This is a genomic window from uncultured Sphingobacterium sp. (assembly GCF_964277905.1).
Classification (GTDB): domain Bacteria; phylum Bacteroidota; class Bacteroidia; order Sphingobacteriales; family Sphingobacteriaceae; genus Sphingobacterium; species Sphingobacterium siyangense.
In genome coordinates, this window is the sequence record NZ_CAXYKD010000038.1 from 236,463 (window position 1) to 256,106 (window position 19,644).

Annotated in this window: 20 protein-coding genes; 16 read left to right on the plus strand and 4 right to left on the minus strand. The window is 37.2% G+C overall.

From position 1 onward, the window contains the following. Window positions 1-63 precede the first annotated feature (63 nt). The 6 genes from ACHWSC_RS17800 to ACHWSC_RS17825 all read left to right on the plus strand — a co-directional run bounded on the left by ACHWSC_RS17800 (window position 64) and on the right by ACHWSC_RS17825 (window position 4,206). Window positions 64-822, plus strand: coding sequence for an ABC transporter permease (locus tag ACHWSC_RS17800; protein ID WP_075991659.1), 759 nt, complete (start codon window positions 64-66; stop codon window positions 820-822). A 6-nt stretch (window positions 823-828) separates the two neighbouring features. Continuing rightward, entirely contained in the window at window positions 829-1,602 is a 774-nt protein-coding gene (locus ACHWSC_RS17805; protein ID WP_120336563.1) for an ABC transporter ATP-binding protein, read from the plus strand. 5 nt (window positions 1,603-1,607) lie between these two features. Further along, window positions 1,608-2,612 carry an MlaD family protein gene (locus ACHWSC_RS17810; protein ID WP_394677662.1) on the plus strand — a complete coding sequence of 335 codons (1,005 nt, stop codon included), beginning with the start codon at window positions 1,608-1,610 and terminating at the stop codon, window positions 2,610-2,612. Window positions 2,613-2,753: 141 nt separating this feature from the next. Continuing rightward, window positions 2,754-3,455 carry an RluA family pseudouridine synthase gene (locus ACHWSC_RS17815; protein WP_205398854.1) on the plus strand — a complete coding sequence of 234 codons (702 nt, stop codon included), beginning with the start codon at window positions 2,754-2,756 and terminating at the stop codon, window positions 3,453-3,455. A 27-nt stretch (window positions 3,456-3,482) separates the two neighbouring features. Then, the gene (locus ACHWSC_RS17820) at window positions 3,483-3,746 is read left to right on the plus strand and encodes a hypothetical protein (RefSeq protein ID WP_394677663.1); all 264 of its coding nucleotides are present in this window, start codon (window positions 3,483-3,485) and stop codon (window positions 3,744-3,746) included. A gap of 109 nt (window positions 3,747-3,855) precedes the next feature. Beyond that, the gene (locus ACHWSC_RS17825; protein WP_394677664.1) at window positions 3,856-4,206 is read left to right on the plus strand and encodes a DUF983 domain-containing protein; all 351 of its coding nucleotides are present in this window, start codon (window positions 3,856-3,858) and stop codon (window positions 4,204-4,206) included. 20 nt (window positions 4,207-4,226) lie between these two features. On the opposite strand, the gene ACHWSC_RS17830 is transcribed toward ACHWSC_RS17825, so the two are convergent. Beyond that, entirely contained in the window at window positions 4,227-4,517 is a 291-nt protein-coding gene (locus ACHWSC_RS17830) for a DUF4286 family protein (RefSeq protein WP_070567317.1), read from the minus strand. Window positions 4,518-4,694: 177 nt separating this feature from the next. Between ACHWSC_RS17830 and ACHWSC_RS17835 the strand changes: the two genes are divergently transcribed. From ACHWSC_RS17835 to ACHWSC_RS17875, 9 genes are all read left to right on the plus strand, one after another. Beyond that, window positions 4,695-6,575: an alpha/beta hydrolase family protein gene (locus ACHWSC_RS17835; protein WP_394677665.1), complete on the plus strand. Its 1,881-nt coding sequence runs from the start codon at window positions 4,695-4,697 to the stop codon at window positions 6,573-6,575. A 12-nt stretch (window positions 6,576-6,587) separates the two neighbouring features. After that, entirely contained in the window at window positions 6,588-8,246 is a 1,659-nt protein-coding gene (locus ACHWSC_RS17840) for a sensor histidine kinase (protein ID WP_394677666.1), read from the plus strand. A 15-nt stretch (window positions 8,247-8,261) separates the two neighbouring features. Next, a complete protein-coding gene (locus tag ACHWSC_RS17845; protein WP_046674214.1) occupies window positions 8,262-8,960 on the plus strand; it encodes a response regulator transcription factor in 699 nt (232 codons plus the stop codon). 143 nt (window positions 8,961-9,103) lie between these two features. Then, window positions 9,104-9,577 (plus strand): transcription elongation factor GreA, encoded by a 474-nt coding sequence (gene greA, locus ACHWSC_RS17850; protein WP_046674213.1) that lies wholly within the window; start codon window positions 9,104-9,106, stop codon window positions 9,575-9,577. Window positions 9,578-9,815: 238 nt separating this feature from the next. Next, entirely contained in the window at window positions 9,816-10,232 is a 417-nt protein-coding gene (locus ACHWSC_RS17855) for an HIT family protein (RefSeq protein WP_075991665.1), read from the plus strand. Window positions 10,233-10,375: 143 nt separating this feature from the next. Then, complete coding sequence (locus ACHWSC_RS17860; protein WP_075991666.1) at window positions 10,376-11,026, plus strand: DedA family protein; 651 nt, start codon at window positions 10,376-10,378, stop codon at window positions 11,024-11,026. A gap of 8 nt (window positions 11,027-11,034) precedes the next feature. Next, window positions 11,035-11,577, plus strand: coding sequence for an inorganic diphosphatase (locus tag ACHWSC_RS17865; protein ID WP_075991667.1), 543 nt, complete (start codon window positions 11,035-11,037; stop codon window positions 11,575-11,577). A gap of 8 nt (window positions 11,578-11,585) precedes the next feature. Beyond that, window positions 11,586-12,899: a hemolysin family protein gene (locus ACHWSC_RS17870; RefSeq protein ID WP_070567307.1), complete on the plus strand. Its 1,314-nt coding sequence runs from the start codon at window positions 11,586-11,588 to the stop codon at window positions 12,897-12,899. Window positions 12,900-12,916: 17 nt separating this feature from the next. Beyond that, window positions 12,917-13,630, plus strand: coding sequence for a 16S rRNA (uracil(1498)-N(3))-methyltransferase (locus ACHWSC_RS17875; protein ID WP_394677667.1), 714 nt, complete (start codon window positions 12,917-12,919; stop codon window positions 13,628-13,630). 86 nt (window positions 13,631-13,716) lie between these two features. On the opposite strand, the gene ACHWSC_RS17880 is transcribed toward ACHWSC_RS17875, so the two are convergent. The 3 genes from ACHWSC_RS17880 to ACHWSC_RS17890 all read right to left on the minus strand — a co-directional run bounded on the left by ACHWSC_RS17880 (window position 13,717) and on the right by ACHWSC_RS17890 (window position 16,393). Further along, window positions 13,717-14,193, minus strand: coding sequence for a hypothetical protein (locus ACHWSC_RS17880; protein ID WP_120336557.1), 477 nt, complete (start codon window positions 14,191-14,193; stop codon window positions 13,717-13,719). Between the two features lie 117 nt (window positions 14,194-14,310). After that, window positions 14,311-15,705, minus strand: coding sequence for an ABC transporter permease (locus ACHWSC_RS17885; protein WP_394677668.1), 1,395 nt, complete (start codon window positions 15,703-15,705; stop codon window positions 14,311-14,313). 46 nt (window positions 15,706-15,751) lie between these two features. Next, window positions 15,752-16,393, minus strand: a complete 642-nt coding sequence (locus ACHWSC_RS17890) for an ABC transporter ATP-binding protein (protein ID WP_153845012.1) — start codon at window positions 16,391-16,393, stop codon at window positions 15,752-15,754. Window positions 16,394-16,838: 445 nt separating this feature from the next. Here ACHWSC_RS17890 and ACHWSC_RS17895 point away from each other — a divergent pair, with 445 nt between their 5' ends. Further along, entirely contained in the window at window positions 16,839-19,619 is a 2,781-nt protein-coding gene (locus ACHWSC_RS17895; RefSeq protein WP_394677669.1) for a TonB-dependent receptor domain-containing protein, read from the plus strand. Window positions 19,620-19,644 lie beyond the last annotated feature (25 nt).

Here is a 19,644-nt window from a genome sequence, read left to right on the forward strand (position 1 = left end):
TACGTGTTTGTTCAGCATAAGACGTGTTTTATGACACATTAATTTGAAATAGACATCATTTAAATGGCTAAAAAACTTCAGACTTTTTTTCTAGAATTCGCAAACATTCACCGTTTTTTGCTACGGTTTTGGCGCGAATTGGTAACTCCACCATATGAATTTAAAGAAATTGTCCGCCAGTGCTATGAAATAGGCTACAAATCTTTGCCTTTGATCAGTTTAACGGGGTTTATTGTTGGATTTGTTTTTACAAAACAATCGCGTCCTTCTTTGGAAGAATTCGGGGCGACTTCGATGTTGCCTTCGCTTATTTCGATTGCTATTGTTCGTGCTCTTGCACCGCTGGTGACAGCTTTAATAGCTTCGGGTAAAGTGGGCTCGCAAATTGGTGCGGAACTAAGTTCGATGAATGTCACGGAGCAAATCGATGCCATGGAAGTTTCGGGAACTAATCCATATAAGTATCTTATTGTAAGTAGAATATTAGCTACAACTATTGGAATTCCTGTACTATGTTTTTATGTAGCGGGTATAGGTCTTTTAGGTGGTTACCTAAGTATGATGAGTAAAGACGACTTAAGCTTTTTGAGTTTTTTTACGCAGGTATTTGAGACGATAGCATTTAAGGATTTAGGTGCTATGGTTTTGCGTGCGGTTATATTTGGTTTTACCATTGGAGCTGTAAGTTGTTATTGCGGTTATTTTTCTTCAAAGGGGACTGAAGGTGTGGGTAAGGCAGCCAATGCGGCCGTTGTAGCTTCGATGTTCCTTGTATTTATTGAGGAAATAATTATTGTTCAAGTTTTATCGTTCTTTGGATAGCGAGCTATGGAAAAGATTAAATCAACCATCGACCATTCGAAGCCGGTCATTGAAATTAGGGATGTTAGCAAATCTTTCGGTGATAATCACGTCCTACGTGGTGTCAATCTAGATTTATATAAAGAAGAAAATCTCGTTGTGCTTGGACGTTCTGGAACGGGGAAATCAGTGTTGATCAAATTGATTTCTGGTTTATTAAGACCGGATGAGGGGACGATCAATGTTTTGGGAGAGTCAGTTCTTGAATTAAATGATCGCGAATTGCGTGAATTACGCTTAAAAATAGGGTTTTCTTTTCAGAATAGTGCACTTTATGACAGTATGACTGTGCGCGAAAACTTGGAATTTCCATTGGTTCGAAATAAACGCAACTTAACACGTTCGGAGATCAACCACGCTGTAGAAGAGGTTTTGGATGGAGTAGGGCTTTCGCAAGCTATCAATCAGATGCCATCGGAGTTGTCGGGTGGACAACGTAAGCGAATTGGTATTGCGCGCACACTGATTCTTAGACCTGAAATCATGATGTACGATGAACCAACAGCAGGACTAGATCCGATCACTTGTTTGGAGATTAATGGGTTGATTAATGAGGTTCAGGAGAGGTATAAAACAGCATCAATTATTATTACGCATGATTTAGCTTGTGCGAAAGAGGTGGGAGACCGTATTGTGATGTTGTTGGATGGCAAGTTTGAAAGACAGGGGTCTTTTGAAGAGATTTTTGATACAGATGACGCACGTGTAAGAGCGTTTTATAATTATAATTTTATTCTATAATATACATGAGTAAGGCAGAAAATAAAAGAGCAATCATTGTCGGTATTTTTGTTTTTTTAGGCGTATTGATTCTTTTAGCGGGTATTTTTATTTTGGGTAGCCAGCAAAAGAAATTTACTAGAAATATCGAAATTACGACTTCATTTCCCGATGTCGCTGGATTGAAAGTGGGAAGTAATGTGTGGTTTTCTGGGGTTAAGGTAGGGATCATTAAGAATATACATTTTAAAAGTGTGCAGGATGTTGAGGTGGTATTGACAATCGAGGAGAAATCTGCCGAATATATTCGTAAAGATGCCGTAACAAAATTGGGCTCGGATGGTTTGATTGGTAATAAGATCGTAGTGATTTCTGGAGGATCGCAAAATGCGCCAACAGTGGAGACAGGTGATTTCTTGCGTTCGGCGAAGACTGCGGACATGGAAGCAATGATGGAAACATTGCAGGTAAATAATGAAAACTTAGCAAAGATTACTACTGACTTTGTAGAAATATCACGTGGATTGGCGGACGGAAAAGGAATGGTTGGAGCGATGTTGACCGATACTTCTATGGTTAACACATTGCGTGCTACGTTATTGTCAATCAGTGCTGCAATGAATAATGCGAACAAAGCATCTGCTAATTTGGTTACCTTGACAAACTCTTTAAACAGCAATAAGGGCTTGATTCATGATTTAACGACTGATACCGCTATATTCTCTAACCTGCGTCAGTCTGCAGCGCAGTTGCAAGGAGTTTCTCAGACAGCAAATGCATTGATAAACAATTTGAATAATGCTTCAAGTCGATTGAATGATAAAGATAATGCGGTGGGTGTGTTATTGAATGACCCGGCATCGGCAAATCAAATTAAATCGGCAATCAATAATTTAAATTCGAGCACATCCAAACTGGACGAGAATATGGAAGCATTGCAGCATAATTTCTTGTTGCGTGGTTTCTTTAAAAAGAAGATGAAGGAGGATGCGAAAAAAGCTGAGTTGCTTAAAGCGGACACTACAAAATAAGTTGTGTTAAAAAAGAGCATAAGGAAAGGCTGTACGCTTGCGTAGGGCCTTTTTTAATAAATAATAGCACCATTATGGGATCCAACTCAACAGGTATTAGCACTGTATAGTATTTGGATAACCCTTTTAGATTTGAAAGAAATGAATCACAGGGAAATAACCGATAAAGACGTCATTTACGAAGACAATCATCTCATCGCTATAAATAAGAAAGCCGGGGATATTGTGCAGGTGGATGAAACAGGAGACCTATCTTTAGAAGATATGGTGAAAGTATATTTGAAAAAGAAATATGATAAGCCAAATGAAGCATTTGTTGGTGTTATTCATCGATTAGATAGACCTGTTAGTGGTATGATTTTGTTCGCCAAAACAAGCAAGGCTCTAGAGCGAATGAATAAATTTTTTCAGGATAGACATGTGAAAAAGACCTATTTGGCAATAGTCAGACAGCGTCCGCGAAAAACTGAGGGGAAACTTATCAATTGGTTGGTTCGGAATAGACAAACAAGGGTAACAAAGGCCTTTCCACGCGAGGTGAAAGGCGGAAGTTATGCCGAGTTAGATTATACATTGGTGGGTGAGTTGAATGGATTCTATTTGCTGCGCGTAGAGCCTTTAACAGGTCGCACACATCAGATTCGTGCGCAACTTGCAGCGATGGGATGTCCTATTGTTGGTGATAATAAGTATGGATATCCAAGAGGTAGTTCTTTGGGCAGTATTTGTTTACATTCTCGTTCATTGGCCTTTACGCATCCAATCAAAAAGGATAAGATGGAATTGATCGCTTCTTTGCCGAAAGATGGCTTTTGGGATAAATTTGATTCTTTGGCACGCTAATCGTTAAAATTTCAGTACCTTTGTGTTATGAAATGGTTTAAATATTTACTCCTAATATTTACCTTAAGCTGCTCGGCTGTGTCTGTTTCGTACGGACAGTGTGCGATGTGTACATTGAACGCTGAGAATTCTACGAAGGAAGGAAATATGCAAGGAAGAGGTCTGAATGACGGTATTTTGTTTCTATTGGTAATACCTTATCTAGCCGCGGCGGGCCTTGGTTATTTATGGTATAAAAAATACCGTAAGAAGAATCCCGTAGCAAAGAAATTTTTAAACGAAATAAAATAGATTCTTAATGCCCACATCGAAATTCCGTGCAATGATACATTCCAAATGTCCGAAGTGTCATATTGGTAATGTATTTGTAGGAAAGGTATACAGTTTACACAAGCAGCATATGAATGATACTTGCCCTTATTGTGGTGTCAAGTACGAGGTTGAGCCGGGGTATTTCTATGCTGCCATGTATGTGAGTTATGCTTTGTCTGTCGCTGAGATTGTTACTGTATCTGTTGCTATCGCAATTTTGACAGGAAGTGAGTCTCCTTGGTCTTATCTGATTGGTCTAGCTGTAACCATTTTGGTCTTCGCACCTTTTAATTTTAGGTATGCCCGTTTGATTTTACTTCATTTTTTAACGCCAAAAATCAGTTATGATCCGCGCTATGAATTGGCGGCAGAGATAGGTGAAAAGAATAATAAGAACCGTGAAGAAGATAGCAACGGTATTAATGAAATAAAAAAATAAAAGAGCTCCAAAGAGCTCTTTTATTTTTTTAGATACTTCATGGTACTGTCGAAAAGGAAAACCTTGTCTTTATATACTTCCGAAATGAGTTGTTGTAATGGGATTAGATGTACTTGCTGAAAATCTGCTATATGGTCTTCTGTAGGGAGTATAACCTGAATGCAGTAGGTCATACCTTCGTGTGGAGACTGGAGCATTTCCAGAAAATGCACTTGAAATTTTTGGGATTGCACGATATTATCCTGAATCCATGAAACGACCTCTTGATGGATTGTTTCTTCTGCTATAACGGAGACATTGTATAAAAACATATGCAAAAATACGCTATTTTTCTGCTATAAAAAAGATTCTAAAGGACAGAACCGAGATAAGTTTGAATATTACATTTAATTACTATATCTTGTAAAAATAAGGTTGCATTTCATGCAATTCCGTATTTAATTACAATATTTGGAATAAATGATAAGGATGTATTTGGGATTATGAGGATGAAATTTTGGATAGGTTTGTTTTTTTCTGCCATGATCATGTTGGGGTGTCAACGACATAGTGTTGATCTTATTCCAATAAATCAATTTTTTTCTACACCTGAAAAATCAAATTTTAAGATTTCTCCAAATGGTCGATTTATCGCTTACATTGGCTTGGATAATCATTGCAAAAATATCTATTTAATAGATTTGATCAATAAGGATAGTTCCAAACAGCTTACTTATCAAAATGATATTAATGTAAAATCCTTCGCTTGGAACAATGATTCAAAAATTTCCTTTTTGACGGAACAATCTTCGCAGGACAGTTTACGTTTATATGCTGTGGACATCAACACAGAAAAGATTTGGCCATTGATTAAACCGGTACGAGGTCGGTTTCGATGGATTCATGCTATGGCGACCGGAGGTGATAGTTTTATAGCGGGAATCAACGATAGAGACTCTTCTTTTTTTGACCTTTATCGTATCTATTTAGATGGGAGGCCTCGGGAATTGGTTTTACAGAATCCGGGAAATATGAGCTCCTGGGTTGTATCTAATGATGGGCAGGTACGATTGGCTGTGGCCAACGATTCTGTACAACAATCTGTGCTCTATAGAAGCTCAGAAAAAGAACCATTTAAAGAGATTATACGATGTGATGTTGAAAGTAGTTTTACTCCACTGGGTTATAAGGATAGTTCAAATGCCATCATTTATGCTTTATCCAATATAGACCGGGATAAACTGGCCTTGGTAAGTTATGATTTAGTGAATCAAAGAGAGCTGGGCGAGCTATATAGTCATAAAGATGTTGACGTGAGCCCTGGGGGGTATTTTACTGAACAGAATAAGCTGTTATTTGTCAATTATAGCACATCAAGACAGAACAGACATTTTTTTGATGAGGCTACCAAAAAGAAATATGACCAATTGTCGAAGCAGATTGATGGCTTTGAGTTTCAGGTATTGAATACTGATATTTCGGGGAACAAGGTCATTATCAAAACCTATACGGACGTAAATCCGGGCGGGATTTATTTTTATGATTTTTCGACTCAAAAATTAACGAAGCTAACAGATAATAATTCCGATCTAAAAGACAAAGAACTTTCTCCAAATGAGTATATCACTTATACCGCGAGAGATGGTATTCAGATTTCGGGTTATTTAACTTATCCCATTCATTCCAATCGCAAAAATCTGCCTATGGTTGTATTGCCCCATGATGGACCTAACGGACGGGAGGTTTGGGGATTCGATAACGAAGCGCAGTTTCTGGCGAACAGGGGCTATATAGTTTTTCAGATGAACTATAGGGGATCGACCGGTTTCGGTAAGAAGTTTTGGACTGCGGGATTTAAGGAATGGGGCGGCAAGATTCAGGATGATATTACTGATGGGGTGAAATGGTTGATTAAAGAAGGAATTGCTGATCGGGAACGTGTCGCTATTGTCGGGAAAGGTTTCGGAGGCTATTCGGCGCTACACGCTGCTTGTTTTAATTCTGATCTTTATAAATGTGCCGTATCTTATTCCGGTTATACTAATCTGTTCACTTACTTTAGAGATATACCGCCATATTTTAAATCGTATGTGCAGAAAATGTATCAAGTAGTCGGGAATCCGATTCGTGAGGCTGAGCTATTTAAAAATATTTCACCTGTATTTCATTCGGATAAAGTAAAGATACCGGTGCTATTGGTACAGGGAGGAAAGGATCGGTTTAGTTCGGTAACAGATGCAAATCAATTTGTACAGAAATTAAAGAATAATAATATTCCTGTACAATACATCCTAAAAGAGGACGAGGATAGAACTTTTAAACGGGACGAGAATGTCTTTGGTTACTATAATGAGTTGGAGCGGTTTTTGGCGAAATATCTTATAGACTAAGGGCGGGAGATTATGAAAGCAGAGAAATATAGCTATCGAAAAAACTACGGATTATTGTTGATGTTTTTCATCGTGATTAGTGGTCTGTATATATTTGCCCTTTTTCTTTCGCGTAATTATACAGAATCGCATATTAAGAACGAATTTACCAATCGGAAATCGGAGATATTTGATCAAACCTTAGTCCCTTTCAATGATTTTTTTCAGAATAGAATTCCTGAAGTATCTTTTTATCAAGGTTTTTTGGATTCAGTCCAGGCGGGAAAATATGCATATAGTATATTAAGTTCCTACCCATTCGTTAGAGAAATTGGTTTTTTTGATTTACAATTTAATAATGATCATAACTTGAACTATGGTTTTATTGTTAATAACCTTAGAATTCAACCGAAAACCATTACTTTTTTTACCGTTTCCAGGTCAGGCCTGAATAAAAATACGATTCGGGATCGTGGGCAGATGGGCTTGCATTCCGAAGAGATTAATAATATTGGTGTGAAGCTGGCAACTTATATCGATAAATTGCAACCGAATGCCAAGCTTTCTGATAAGGATATTCTGAAGGTTTTTTATACCATAAGACCTGGGCAGATTACCTATCTGAATATTCCAAGGGTCAACGACTTAATAGTCTATAAGTCCATTATGGAAGGTAATTTGGATCATACTGTCGGATATGAACAGGATATGTTCAATTTTCAGATTGATCCAATGTATCTGGACGTAAAAAATAGTTATTCAAATCTTTATGAGAAAGTAGAAATAGTCCCACTGGTTGGTGCTCCGATCACGCCGGAAAATGACGAGATTTCAACGGAGATGCCGTTACCTGGAGCCTTAGCAGACTACAAACTTCTTTTTAGGTCGAGTAAAAGTTTTCTGTCGAAAGAGATAAATCGCAGTTTTTGGCCGGTATTGGGAGGGGTATCCCTGATTTATATTATTTTGATTGCAATATTATATTTAATTTATAGAAATTTAGAAATTAACGGAAGACTTTTTAAATTGCAGTACGATTTCATCAATAATCTTACCCACGAGTTTAAGACGCCTGTGAGTGTTATTAAAATTGCTGGAAATAATATTAAGAGTGCACAGGTACTCTCTGATGAAGAACGGAAAATGTATGGAAATATATTAGATCAGGAGGCAGACCGATTAAATAACTTGATGAATAAGCTGTTGTCTTTTAGTCAGATCGAAAATAAAACTATAAAATTAAATAAAGAAGAAGTTGATTTGGAGGAATTTACCGAAAATCTAGTAGCTTCGTCAAGAATAAAATATGCGGATTTCAAGATTAGCACAAAAATTGATGTAAGGACATCAATGCTTGCGGATCCGGTACTGTTAAGTAGTGTGTTTCAAAATATGATCGATAATGCCTATAAATATTCGAAAGCAGGGCATAAAATCTTAGATATTGCGATACAACAAAACAAGAAGAATTTTGTTATCACTTTTAAGGATGAAGGAATAGGTATTGAGAAGGCAGAGTTTAACAACATCTTCAAAAAGTTTTATAGAATAAAAAGTCAATATAATCAGCAAGGAAGTATCGGTTTGGGCTTGGCTTTCTGTAAAGAGATTACCGAATTTATAGGAGGTGATATTACAGTAAAAAGTCAATTGGGACAGGGGACCACCTTTACCTTGGTATTTCCGGTTTAAAAAATAAATTTAAATATGAATAAAGACATCACTGTTGCTGTTATTGAAGATGATGAGAACTTACGGTTCTTGGTAAAACATCGATTGGAATCCGAAGGCTATCAGGTCATTCAAAGTGGAAATGGGAATGAAGCGGAAAGTTTGATCCTGGAAAAGAGACCCGATGTGGTTTTGTTGGATTGGATGCTTCCAGGAAAAGAAGGCAACGAAATCTGTGAAGATGTCCGTAAAGCCGGGTTTGAGAATATCATTATCATGATGACAGCGAAATCTCAAGATGTGGACAAAATTGAAGCCTATAGCTTTGGTGTGACTGATTACATTAGTAAGCCATTTAATATGGATGTGCTTATTGCTATGATCGATAATAAGGTGAAATTTTTCTTACCTAAGAACAGTCCCGAAGTATATAAATTTGGCCAAACGGAACATCATCCGAATATTCATTCCTTAATACGTGACGGAAGGAAAGTTGAGTTGACCATTTTGGAAAACCGAATTTTGCTTCATTTTTTACAAAACTTAGGCCGGGAGATTACACGCGAGGAGTTAATGGAGGTTGTCTGGGGTTATAGCTCAAATGTCAACACACGTACTTTGGATATGCATGTGGTTCGTTTAAGGAAAAAGATCGAAACAAATCCAGATAAGCCACATTATCTACAAACAGTTCGGGGGCTGGGGTATAAATTTGTCGATGAGGAAGAGATTTAATTTTATTTAACGGGTAAGAATTTGTTTTGTTGAAAACAATTATTATCTTCGTATAGATTCAAAGCAAGACCATGTTTCCTGACGAGGGAAATATGGTCTTGTTTCTTTTTTAAAAAGTAGAAAATAAGAAAAAAGATAAAATTATGGCAGAAGTAACTTATTTTACGGAAGAAGGATTGCGTAAGCTTAAAGAAGAATTGGCTTATCTGAAGACGGAAGGAAGGTCTAAAATTGCCAATGCTATTGCAGAGGCTAGAGACAAAGGAGATTTGTCAGAAAATGCAGAGTATGATGCTGCTAAAGAAGCTCAGGGGCTTCACGAAGCTAAAATTGCCAATTTGGAGAATACGTTGGCGACAGCACGTTTAATTGATGAGTCCAAATTAGATACATCTAAAGTTTTGGCCTTATCGATTGTTAAGATCAAGAACAAAAAGAATGGTGCTGAAATGACTTATCAATTGGTGGCGGAGTCAGAAGCAGATTTGAAGTCGGGCAAGATTTCAGTTAAATCTCCTATTGCGCAGGGTTTGTTGGGAAAATCGAAAGGTGATACAGCTGTTATTGAAGTGCCTGCCGGTAAAATTGAATTCGAGATCGTAGAGATTTCAAGATAATATATGTCGGTTATGTGCGGTATGCCATAACCGCACATCCACAAATTAACTTTATATTAAGAAGGTCGTGATATAGTAATCGCGACCTTTTTTGTTTATATTTGTTGGCAGTAGAAAAACAGGGTGTGATAAAATCTGCAGTTAAATTTTTAATTGCTAACATACCGAAGGCTTTGTATTTTAAAGTCTGTTTTTTGCTAATTATTGTTTAAAAGATTTATTCCAAGATTAGAATAATATGTCGACAATTTTTTCAAAAATCGTTGCTGGGGAGATCCCAGCTTACAAAGTTGCAGAAAGTAATGATTTTCTAGCTTTTTTGGATATCAGTCCATTGGCTAAGGGGCACGTTCTTGTGATCCCTAAGAAAGAGACCGATTACATTTTTGATATAGAAGATGATGAATATATGGCGCTTTGGGTCTTTGCTAAGATTGTTGCTCAAGGTATTAAAAAGGTAATTCCCTGTGTAAAAGTCGGTGTTGCAGTTGTTGGTTTAGAAGTGGCTCACGCACATATACATTTGGTGCCTATTAATAAAATTAGTGATTTAAACTTTGCTGGACCTAAATTGAGCTTGGCAGAGGACGAACTTCATGAAATTGCGACTACTATTCGCGAGTCTATCGTCAGTATAACTGCTCAAAATCAATAATTAGAAAGGATTATATTACACTTGATTTACGTTCGTTTTTTAGAAGAATGCTATATTTGTACCTTGTTGTTTCAAATTTGTACAGAGATAAGCGTGGGAGTTGTTCTAAAAAAGGAACGCAACATTGATTTTTACTAAAGGTTATGCATGAACTCTTGTTGTCATTTCAACAATTATTAAACCCGGAGGAGCTATTGAGTTCAGGAGGGTTTTATCTGGTTATCTTAATTGTATTTGCTGAGACCGGCCTATTTTTTGGATTTTTTCTACCTGGTGATTATTTATTATTTCTTGCAGGATTATTTTGCGCGCTAAATAAAATTGACGTTAATATATACACACTTTGTTTGGGCTTGTTTATAGCGGGAGTATTAGGGAATTTTACAGGGTATTGGTTTGGTTATCGAGCGGGGCCGATGCTGTTTAAGCGAAAAGATAGTTTCATCTTTAAGCGAAAATATGTGGTCATGGCCGAAGAATTTTACCATAAATATGGTGGAACTGCTTTAATTATAGGAAGATTTGTTCCAATAGTTCGTACTTTTGCACCTATCTTTGCAGGTGTTGTAAAATTAGATTTTAAGAAGTTCGTTCTGTATAATGTTGCCGGAGCTGCCATTTGGGTACTTGTGTTGACCCTGTCTGGATATTTCCTTGGTATTGAGTTCCCTTGGATTATACATTATGTAGAATATGTTGTCGTTGGTATGATTGTGATCGCATTTTTACCAATTGCAATAACGTTGTTAAAAAAGCGTATAAAAGATAAAAGAAACAAACAAAATATACAGTAAAATAAAAAATGAGTAAACAAAACCCTTGGCACATGGTTTCTCCAGGTGAGAATGTTCCAAATGCCGTAAATGCTATCATTGAGATTACAAACGGATCCAAAGGAAAGTATGAATTAGACAAAGAAACTGGTTTGTTGCTTTTGGACAGAGTAATGAGTTCATCTGTCGTTTATCCTGCCAATTATGGTTTTATCCCACAGACTTATTGCGATGACAAAGATCCTTTGGATATTTTGGTCATTTGTTCAGTGGATATTTTACCATTAACATTGGTTGAAGCACAGGTCATTGGTGTGATGAATATGGTTGATGGTGGAGAACAAGATGATAAAATTATTGCGGTAGCTAAAAATGATCCCGTTTTTAATTACATTAAAGATATTGATCAGTTACCTCCGCATACCATGAAGGAGATTGTACAGTTCTTTGAGAGTTATAAAGCACTTGAAAAGAAGCATGTCATTGTTGAGGGTGTAAAAGGACGTGAAGAAGCACAAAGAATCTTGATCGAGGCTATCGATTTGTACAAAAAAGAATTTGTTAACAAATAACCCCAAGCATGGCGCTCGATATATTTTGGACATTGTTTTTAGTATTGGCCAACGGCTTTTTTGTCGCGGCAGAATTTGCTATTGTCAAGGTCCGAGTCTCCCAAATTGAAGTTCAGGCAAAAACAGGTAGCAAAGTTGCTACAATAGCCAAAAGTATAACGGAGCATTTGGATGGTTATTTGGCCGCTACACAATTGGGTATTACACTTTCTTCACTGGCTTTAGGTTGGGTAGGAGAGGCTGTAATGACCCAAATTGTGCAGGGGGTACTAGGTTTTTTCGGAGTTGAATTGACAGGTACAATCGCGACGAATGCAGGTCATGTATTGGCTTTTACGATTATTACCGTGTTACACATTGTATTTGGAGAGCTCGCTCCTAAATCAATTGCGATTCAAAAACCTGTTGCAACAACAATGAAAATTGCGGTTCCACTGCAGTTTTTCTACTTTATCTTTAGACCATTTATTTGGATTTTAAATGGTTTCGCTAATTTTCTGTTGAAGATTTTGGGATTTGAAGTTACCAAGGGGGAATCTGCGCACTCTTCTGAAGAGTTGCAATATCTTTTGGATAAAGGTAAAGAGTCCGGTGCTCTGGATATTTCTGAGCACGAGTTGATCAAAAATGTATTTGATTTTAACGAACGTATCGTTAAGAATATTATGGTACCTCGTACCAAAATTGTGGCTGTGGAGGTCACGGCTGATGCCTCTGAGCTGATAGAAACCATGACTGAAGAAGGGTACTCTCGTCTGCCAATTTATGAGGATAATATTGATCAAATCGTTGGTATTGTCCATACGAAAGATATTTTACCCCTCTTAGCTAAGGGAAAAGAGGTTGTCATGAGAAATATTATGCGCAAACCTTATTTCATTCCTGAAACGAAGAAGATCAATGATCTAATGGCTGAGTTCCAGCAAAAACGTCTACAGTTAGCGATTGTATTGGATGAATTTGGTGGGACTGCGGGTATGGTTACTCTTGAAGATATTGTTGAGGAACTTGTTGGTGAGATCCAGGATGAATACGATGAGGAAACTCCAGTTGTGGAACGTATCTCGGAAACGGAATATATGGTCGATGCAGGCGCTAGTATTCATGACGTGAATGAATTTCTCCCGATAGAATTACCCGAGAGTCAGGATTACGATACAATGTCGGGTCTGGTGAGCGAAATCTTTGATAAGATACCTGAAGTCGGTGAGCGTAAAGAAGAATATGGTTACGTATTCACTATTATCCGTAAGGCTCAGCAGAACATAGAGTTTGTCAAATTGGAATTGGTCGAATCGGCCGATGATGATACAGAAGAATAAAACAATAACGAAAGCACATGCAGTTATTTTTTACACCGGATTTAAACCCTTCATTAGAAAATTTTATCCTTAGTGAAGAAGAAAGTAAACATGCTATTCGTGTGCTTCGTATGGATACTGGTGATCGTTTACATCTCATAGACGGTCGCGGTGGTTTGTACGAAGCTCAAATTATTGACCCTCATCCCAAACGTACTGTTCTCACGATCTTAAATGTTGAGGAGGAATTTCAGCGGCCAAAATATCATTTGCATATTGCTGTTGGTCCAACGAAGAATATTGATCGCATCGAATGGTTTTTGGAGAAGGCGACTGAGGTTGGAATTCAAGAAATAACTCCAGTTATCTGTGAGCATTCTGAGCGAAAAGAGGTGAAATTAGATCGTCTAAATAAGGTGGTTGTTGCAGCGATGAAACAATCGTTGAAAGCCTATCTTCCCAAGCTAAATCCAGCAGTATCGTTTAAACAGTTTTTGAGAGAAATCCCAACAGAAGGTGTTCAAAAAGCAATTGCACACTGTGTTGACACTGAAAAGAAGTATTTAAACCAGGTTTTGGAGCCTGCCCAGCATTATATTATCCTCATTGGTCCGGAAGGAGATTTCTCTGAAGAGGAAATTGATTTGGCACTACAGATGGGATTTCATCCGATTTCGTTGGGAGAAGCGCGCTTAAGGACCGAAACAGCTGCGTTAGCGACCTGTATGGAAGTTTCCCTGCTGAATAGATAATAGGGGATAAAAGTCGACTCTGGCCCAGTAAATGGGCTGTGAGAGATCTGCAAAGCCCATTTAATGGTTTAATAATAGACGCTAGTTTATTTTATTGGTTCTGCGTCTACAATCTGAATTTCAGCATTTCCCTTAAGCGGATCCTTGGTAAAGATCATTTTCCCTTTTAATTTAATCGGGTCTTCGGAAAATTTTATCGCACTACCTTTTAAGGTTACTTCAACCATTGGTGGTATCCCGTTGGATCCACAGAATTGGCATTGCATCACAGGTAATACAGACATCATAAAGTTTTTATGATTACGACCACTATGAAGAGGAACCATATAACCAGGTAATTCAACAATTTTATTTTCAAGCGCTTTAAGCTCTTTTGGATAGAAAGGAGTATATACTTTCTTTGCCCCATTATAAGTTACTTTATAAGCCATCTTATCAATTGCTTCCCAAGTTTTGTTCATCATAGGTGTATGATCGGGAACATCCGGATTACCGCCTATTTGGGCTTGGGACTGTATGGTACAGAATAATATAAATAAGAATACTGTCAGTGTTTTTTTCATGTGTTATGCTATTGTTATGTATCGAGAAGCTGTTCGAATGTATTTTCCGTTTTCCTGCCTAAAGGATAAGCTGCTCTTCTTATTGCGATCTTTTGTCGTTGTGTAATCTTATTAAACTTATTTATTTGATAGTGTTCCAGAAATACTTGTCCTGTAGGCCTTGATTGCTGGAATAAGTGCTGCGAAGATACCTATTAAACAAGCAACAAACAAGAAAATCAGTTCTTTCGGATGAAGTGTAAAGGCCTCTATAAAATCGGCGCTTTGACTTGTCTGATTACTGATATAGTAAAGTGCTAGATGTGCCATTATAAGTCCAATTAACCCACCAAGAATCGTAATGGTTAGTCCTTCAAGGAGCACAATGGCAAAGAGTTTTCCTTTGGAGGCTCCAAGCGTACGCATGATGGCAAGGTCGTATTTACGTTGCTTTAATGCGTTATATAAATTAATAAAGACGCTTAAACCTGCAATAAACATAATTACATAAGCGAGTATCGATAAAGAATCTATCCCTACGCCTAATAACGAGAATAGACGAGTGCTTTCCATGGCGGGAGATGCGGCCTGCATGTCTGTTTGCTGATCAATCAATTTTGGCAAAATTCCGATCGCTGCTGGGGATTGATATTTTAGTAGAATGGCGGTTATTTCCAGTCCATTTTGCTTTACCATGTCGGCACCTATTGACTTCACAAACATGCCTTCCTCTGCGTGCTCATGATGGTCTTCCTGCTCCTGATGTCCTTTTTCGCTCGTTTTGGCTGGAGCAGATGAATTTTCTGCTATATCTTCACCATGATGGTGCAGATGTGCTTTGAGGGTTTCCTCCCGATCTTCTTGGCGTTCGCGTAATTCTTTCTCTACTGCTGTTTCTTGATGCTCATGTTTATGTGCAATGCCATGTACATCCCAAACACTTTCTAAGTTGGTTAGAATTAAGTTATCGGTAACGTTATTGTTATGTTTCAGAATACCAACAATGGTAAACGGATGTTCGTCATGATGATGTCCATCTTTGCTCAAGCCATGTGAACTATGGATCTGATCGCCAATTTTGAGCTGTTGTTTTTTTGCAACTTGATCACCAATGACTACTTCAAAATTATTTTGCCAGATACGGCCTTCAGTTATTGCTGTTTCATAAATCGCTAAGAAAGATGAATCTGTTCCAACAATGCGATGGCCTTTGAAATTGTCACCCAAAGATAGGGGCACTGCAAGCTGAACAAGGGGATTTTGGCGTAATGGTTCCAGTTTGTCCAGTGGGATATTGCCGGTTGGATTGTCAATATGATAAATACTTGACAAGATCAATTGAAGGGGGCTTCCCTTAGCTCCAACAACCAAATCAATATTTTTACTGTTATTGTCAAGCTGCTTTTCAAAAGTTTCTCCGGTAATTGAAAGCACGGCAAGGATGGAAATTCCAAACGCCGTTAACAGAATGCTTAGAAAGACCGAGCCAAACTGCCTACTTAAATTTTTCCAAACCAATTGTATCGTGTTCATAACAAATTCTAAAACTAAGGGTGACGCGTAAATTAAAGTAAAACAATTATTTTAAAAGGTACATTTTGGAGAACTGATCTTTTATTCTCTTGTCGTGTGTTGTTATCAATAAAGTCGATCCTGCAGTGTCAGCTATCGATAATAGTAGTTCTAATACCCTATAGGTATTGTTGTCGTCTAGAGCGGCAGTCGGTTCGTCAGCAATAAGTAGGGCTGGTTTATTGATGACGCTGCGTGCAATAGCAGCACGTTGTAATTGGCCGCGACTCAATTCGTTCGGGTAGGCATCACTTTTTTGATCTAATTGCAGTTGCGTCAATATGAAATGTATTGCATTAAGGTCTATTCTTTTCCCTGCTAAAGACTGTGCCAACTTGATGTTTTCCAAAAGTGTTAAATTTCTTAGGAGGTGAGCCTCTTGGAATATAAATCCGATATATTGCGCACGAAACTGATCCAATTTGCTGTTTGATAATAAGGATAGGTCTTGGTTATTTATTTTGACAAGACCTGTCTCCGGTCGTGACAAGCCTCCTAATATATTAAGTAACGTTGTTTTTCCAGAACCCGAATCTCCTAATAACAGCGTATGCTGACCTTTCTCGATGTGAATATCTGGAAATTCAATTGGCGTTGAATTAGGATACTGAAATGATAACTGTGTAGTCGATACGATTGGAGTGCTCATGAGGATCAGAAATTGAAAATATATTCAAACTTAGATAAATTGCTTTTTATATGCAATATAATTGCAATTATATTGCATATAAAAAGCAATTTACTGCAGTGAGTTAACAGTTGGCAATGGAAGATGATCGTCTCTCTCAACTAGCAGTAACACTTATCTATATAAAGCCGTAAATGGCATTCATTAAAGTGTAATTTAGAAAAATAACCTTATTGTGTTAATAAATTAAGTGCTTAATAATTTTCTTACACTTCATTAATATGCTGGCCCATTAAGGGGAGGAAATATTCGTATAAATTGGATAAACAGCTGTTTTTTGCTGAAAATCAAGAAAAATAGGAGGCGAGTAACATTAAATTAACAACTGATTGATGTAATGGTAATTTGTTGTTAATGTTAACCTAATATTCTGCTAATAGATTTGCAGAAACAAAAAACAAATAAATTGAAACCACAATTACAACTTAAAGGAATCGCTGCTGCCATGACGCTTGTAGTAGCTGCATCTACAACAGTTTATGCGCAGAGTAGTGGGAAGTTAATGGGGACTATTACTAACAGTAAAACTGGTGAAACAATCACCGGAGTAACTGTTCGTATTTTAGGAACATCAAGAGGTGGAAGCTCTGATGTATCCGGAAAGTACAGTATTCCAGCTTTACCGGCAGGTAAATATACTGTAGAATATATTTATATTGGTTACTCGACAAAGCAAGTTACCGAGGTTGAGATTAAAGCGAATGATTTGACCAATTTGGATATCGTTCTTGATAATTCAGAAGGACAGGTGTTAGATCAAGTTGTGGTTACGGGATCTTTTAAGAAAGAATCTATTGGTGCATTATATTCGCAACAAAAAAATAGTGCATTGATTTCTGATGGTATTTCAAGTGAGCAGATTAGAAGATCGCCAGATAAAAATACATCCGAAGCACTACGTCGTGTCAGTGGTACGACAATTCAAGATAATAAGTTTGTCATCGTTCGCGGTTTAAGTGACCGCTATAATGTTGCTATGATGGACGGCTCGGTACTACCAAGTACAGAAGCCAATCGTCGCGCTTTTTCATTCGATATTATTCCTTCGAATCTTATTGATAAAATTACGATCTCAAAAACAGCTACTCCAGATTTACCAGCAGATTTCGCGGGGGGAGCTGTACAGATTACAACAAAAGATATTCCTGATCAAAATTTCATTTCTTTTGGTTTAGGGTATGGTTATAACACTGCTTCAACTTTTAAAGATTTCTTGCAGACCAAGAAGAATTTTCAAAACTATTTAGGTTTTGATGATGGATCAAGTCAACTAGCTAAAAATTATCCGTCTAGAGAGCAGTATTCTGCAGGTTTGTCTCAAAAATGGCAGCGTTTGACTATGAAATCTTGGTCTAATGATTTTGCTATTGATAATAAGAAGGCCCTTCCGACTCAAACTTATCAATTCTCTCTCGGAAGAGTTAAGCAATATGATAATAATAATAAGTTTGGTGCATTATTTTCCGTGAATTACAGGAATTCCCAAAACATCTTGTCAAATATTGAGCGGAAGTGGTATCAGTATGATTACAAAGACAATCAATATCGGTTTTCTACTAATCTTGGAGCTATGGCAAACTTTGGTTACAGTTTTGGTAAGAATAAAATCTCTTGGAAAAACTTGTATAATAAAAATTATGACAACCTACATACAGAGAGGACAGGTACCCAATTTGGATCAACTTCGGTAAATAAATTTTATGCATTTGATATTCTACAGAAATCATTATTAAAATCTACCCTAGAAGGAGATCATGTGCTTTCGGAGAAAAACGATAGGATTAAATGGACGGCTTCATATAGTAATATTAAAAACAATCAGCCGAACCAAATGAAAATAAACTACGCTAAACCAATTGATAAAGAAAACGATCCAACGGTTCCCTATTTAGCAAATATCACAAGTCCGAGTAAAGAGAATACACGTTTGTTTTCGGATTTGAATGAAAATGTTTATACAGGCGAAGCGAGTTACACTAGACCAATAAATTTTCTATCAACTCCGAGTACATTGAAAGTCGGAGCGGGTACGAATTATCGGCAACGCGATTTTGATGCTCGTTTTGTCGGCGCGGTATTGGATGTTGTACGAATGGATCCAGCATTGGCAGACCAAATTAGAGCATTATCACCTGATAAGATTTTTGCTCCTGATTTGATTGATAAAAACTATTATAAATACGAAGAGGTACAAATGCCAGGTGATTATTACACGGCAAAAACCTTTACTGGCTTCGGATATGCAATGTTAGACCAAAAAATTGCAGATAAATTTAGAGTTGTATATGGTCTACGTGCTGAAAATTATAATGTTCAAATCGATACGGATAAAAAGGAAGTTGACGACACAAAATTGGATTTTCTTCCATCCATTAACATGACTTATAGTTTAAATAGTAAAGTAAATTTAAGGGCGTCTTATTACAGAACGGTCGCACGACCTGAATTGAGAGAGCTTGCACCTTTCGATTATTATGACTATGAGCAATTCAGTAATATGAAAGGTAATGTCAACTTAAAACGTAGTGCAATTAATAATGCGGATTTGCGTTTTGAAATTTACCCATCATCTGGTGAGATTTTTTCAGTTTCGACTTTCTACAAACACTTTTCGAACGCGATAGAGCCTAAGCGTGAAGATAGAAATTCTACCGTAGAGGTTTCATACATTAACACGACTAAGGCTGTTTTATATGGAGCAGAATTGGAGTTTCGTAAAAAATTGAATTTTATTAACGAGACGCCATTTTTGAATAATACAATTGCTTACTTGAATCTGTCATACGTTCATTCTAGCGTGACGAATCCGACTGATCAGAATTATAAGGAGAAAACAAGACCAATGGTTGGACAGTCTCCATATACGATTAATGCAGGATTACAACATAGTGCGCTGGATAATAAACTCAATGTCAATATTCTTTATAATCGTATTGGCAAAAGAATTCAACAGGCTGGGGGAATCACATTTGCGAGTGCCTATGAGGCTCCGCGAAATGTACTGGATGCACAGGTTGGTTATAAAATCATGAAAAATAAAGGTGAGATTAAAGTTAATTTGGGTGATATCTTAAACAATCCTGTTAATGTCTATTTCGATAATAAGCCTTACAATCAGCCGAATGAAATATTATATCGCTATAAGACGGGTGGAAATTATTCAGTATCATTTAATTACACATTTTAATAGATAACGTAAATTTAATATTTCT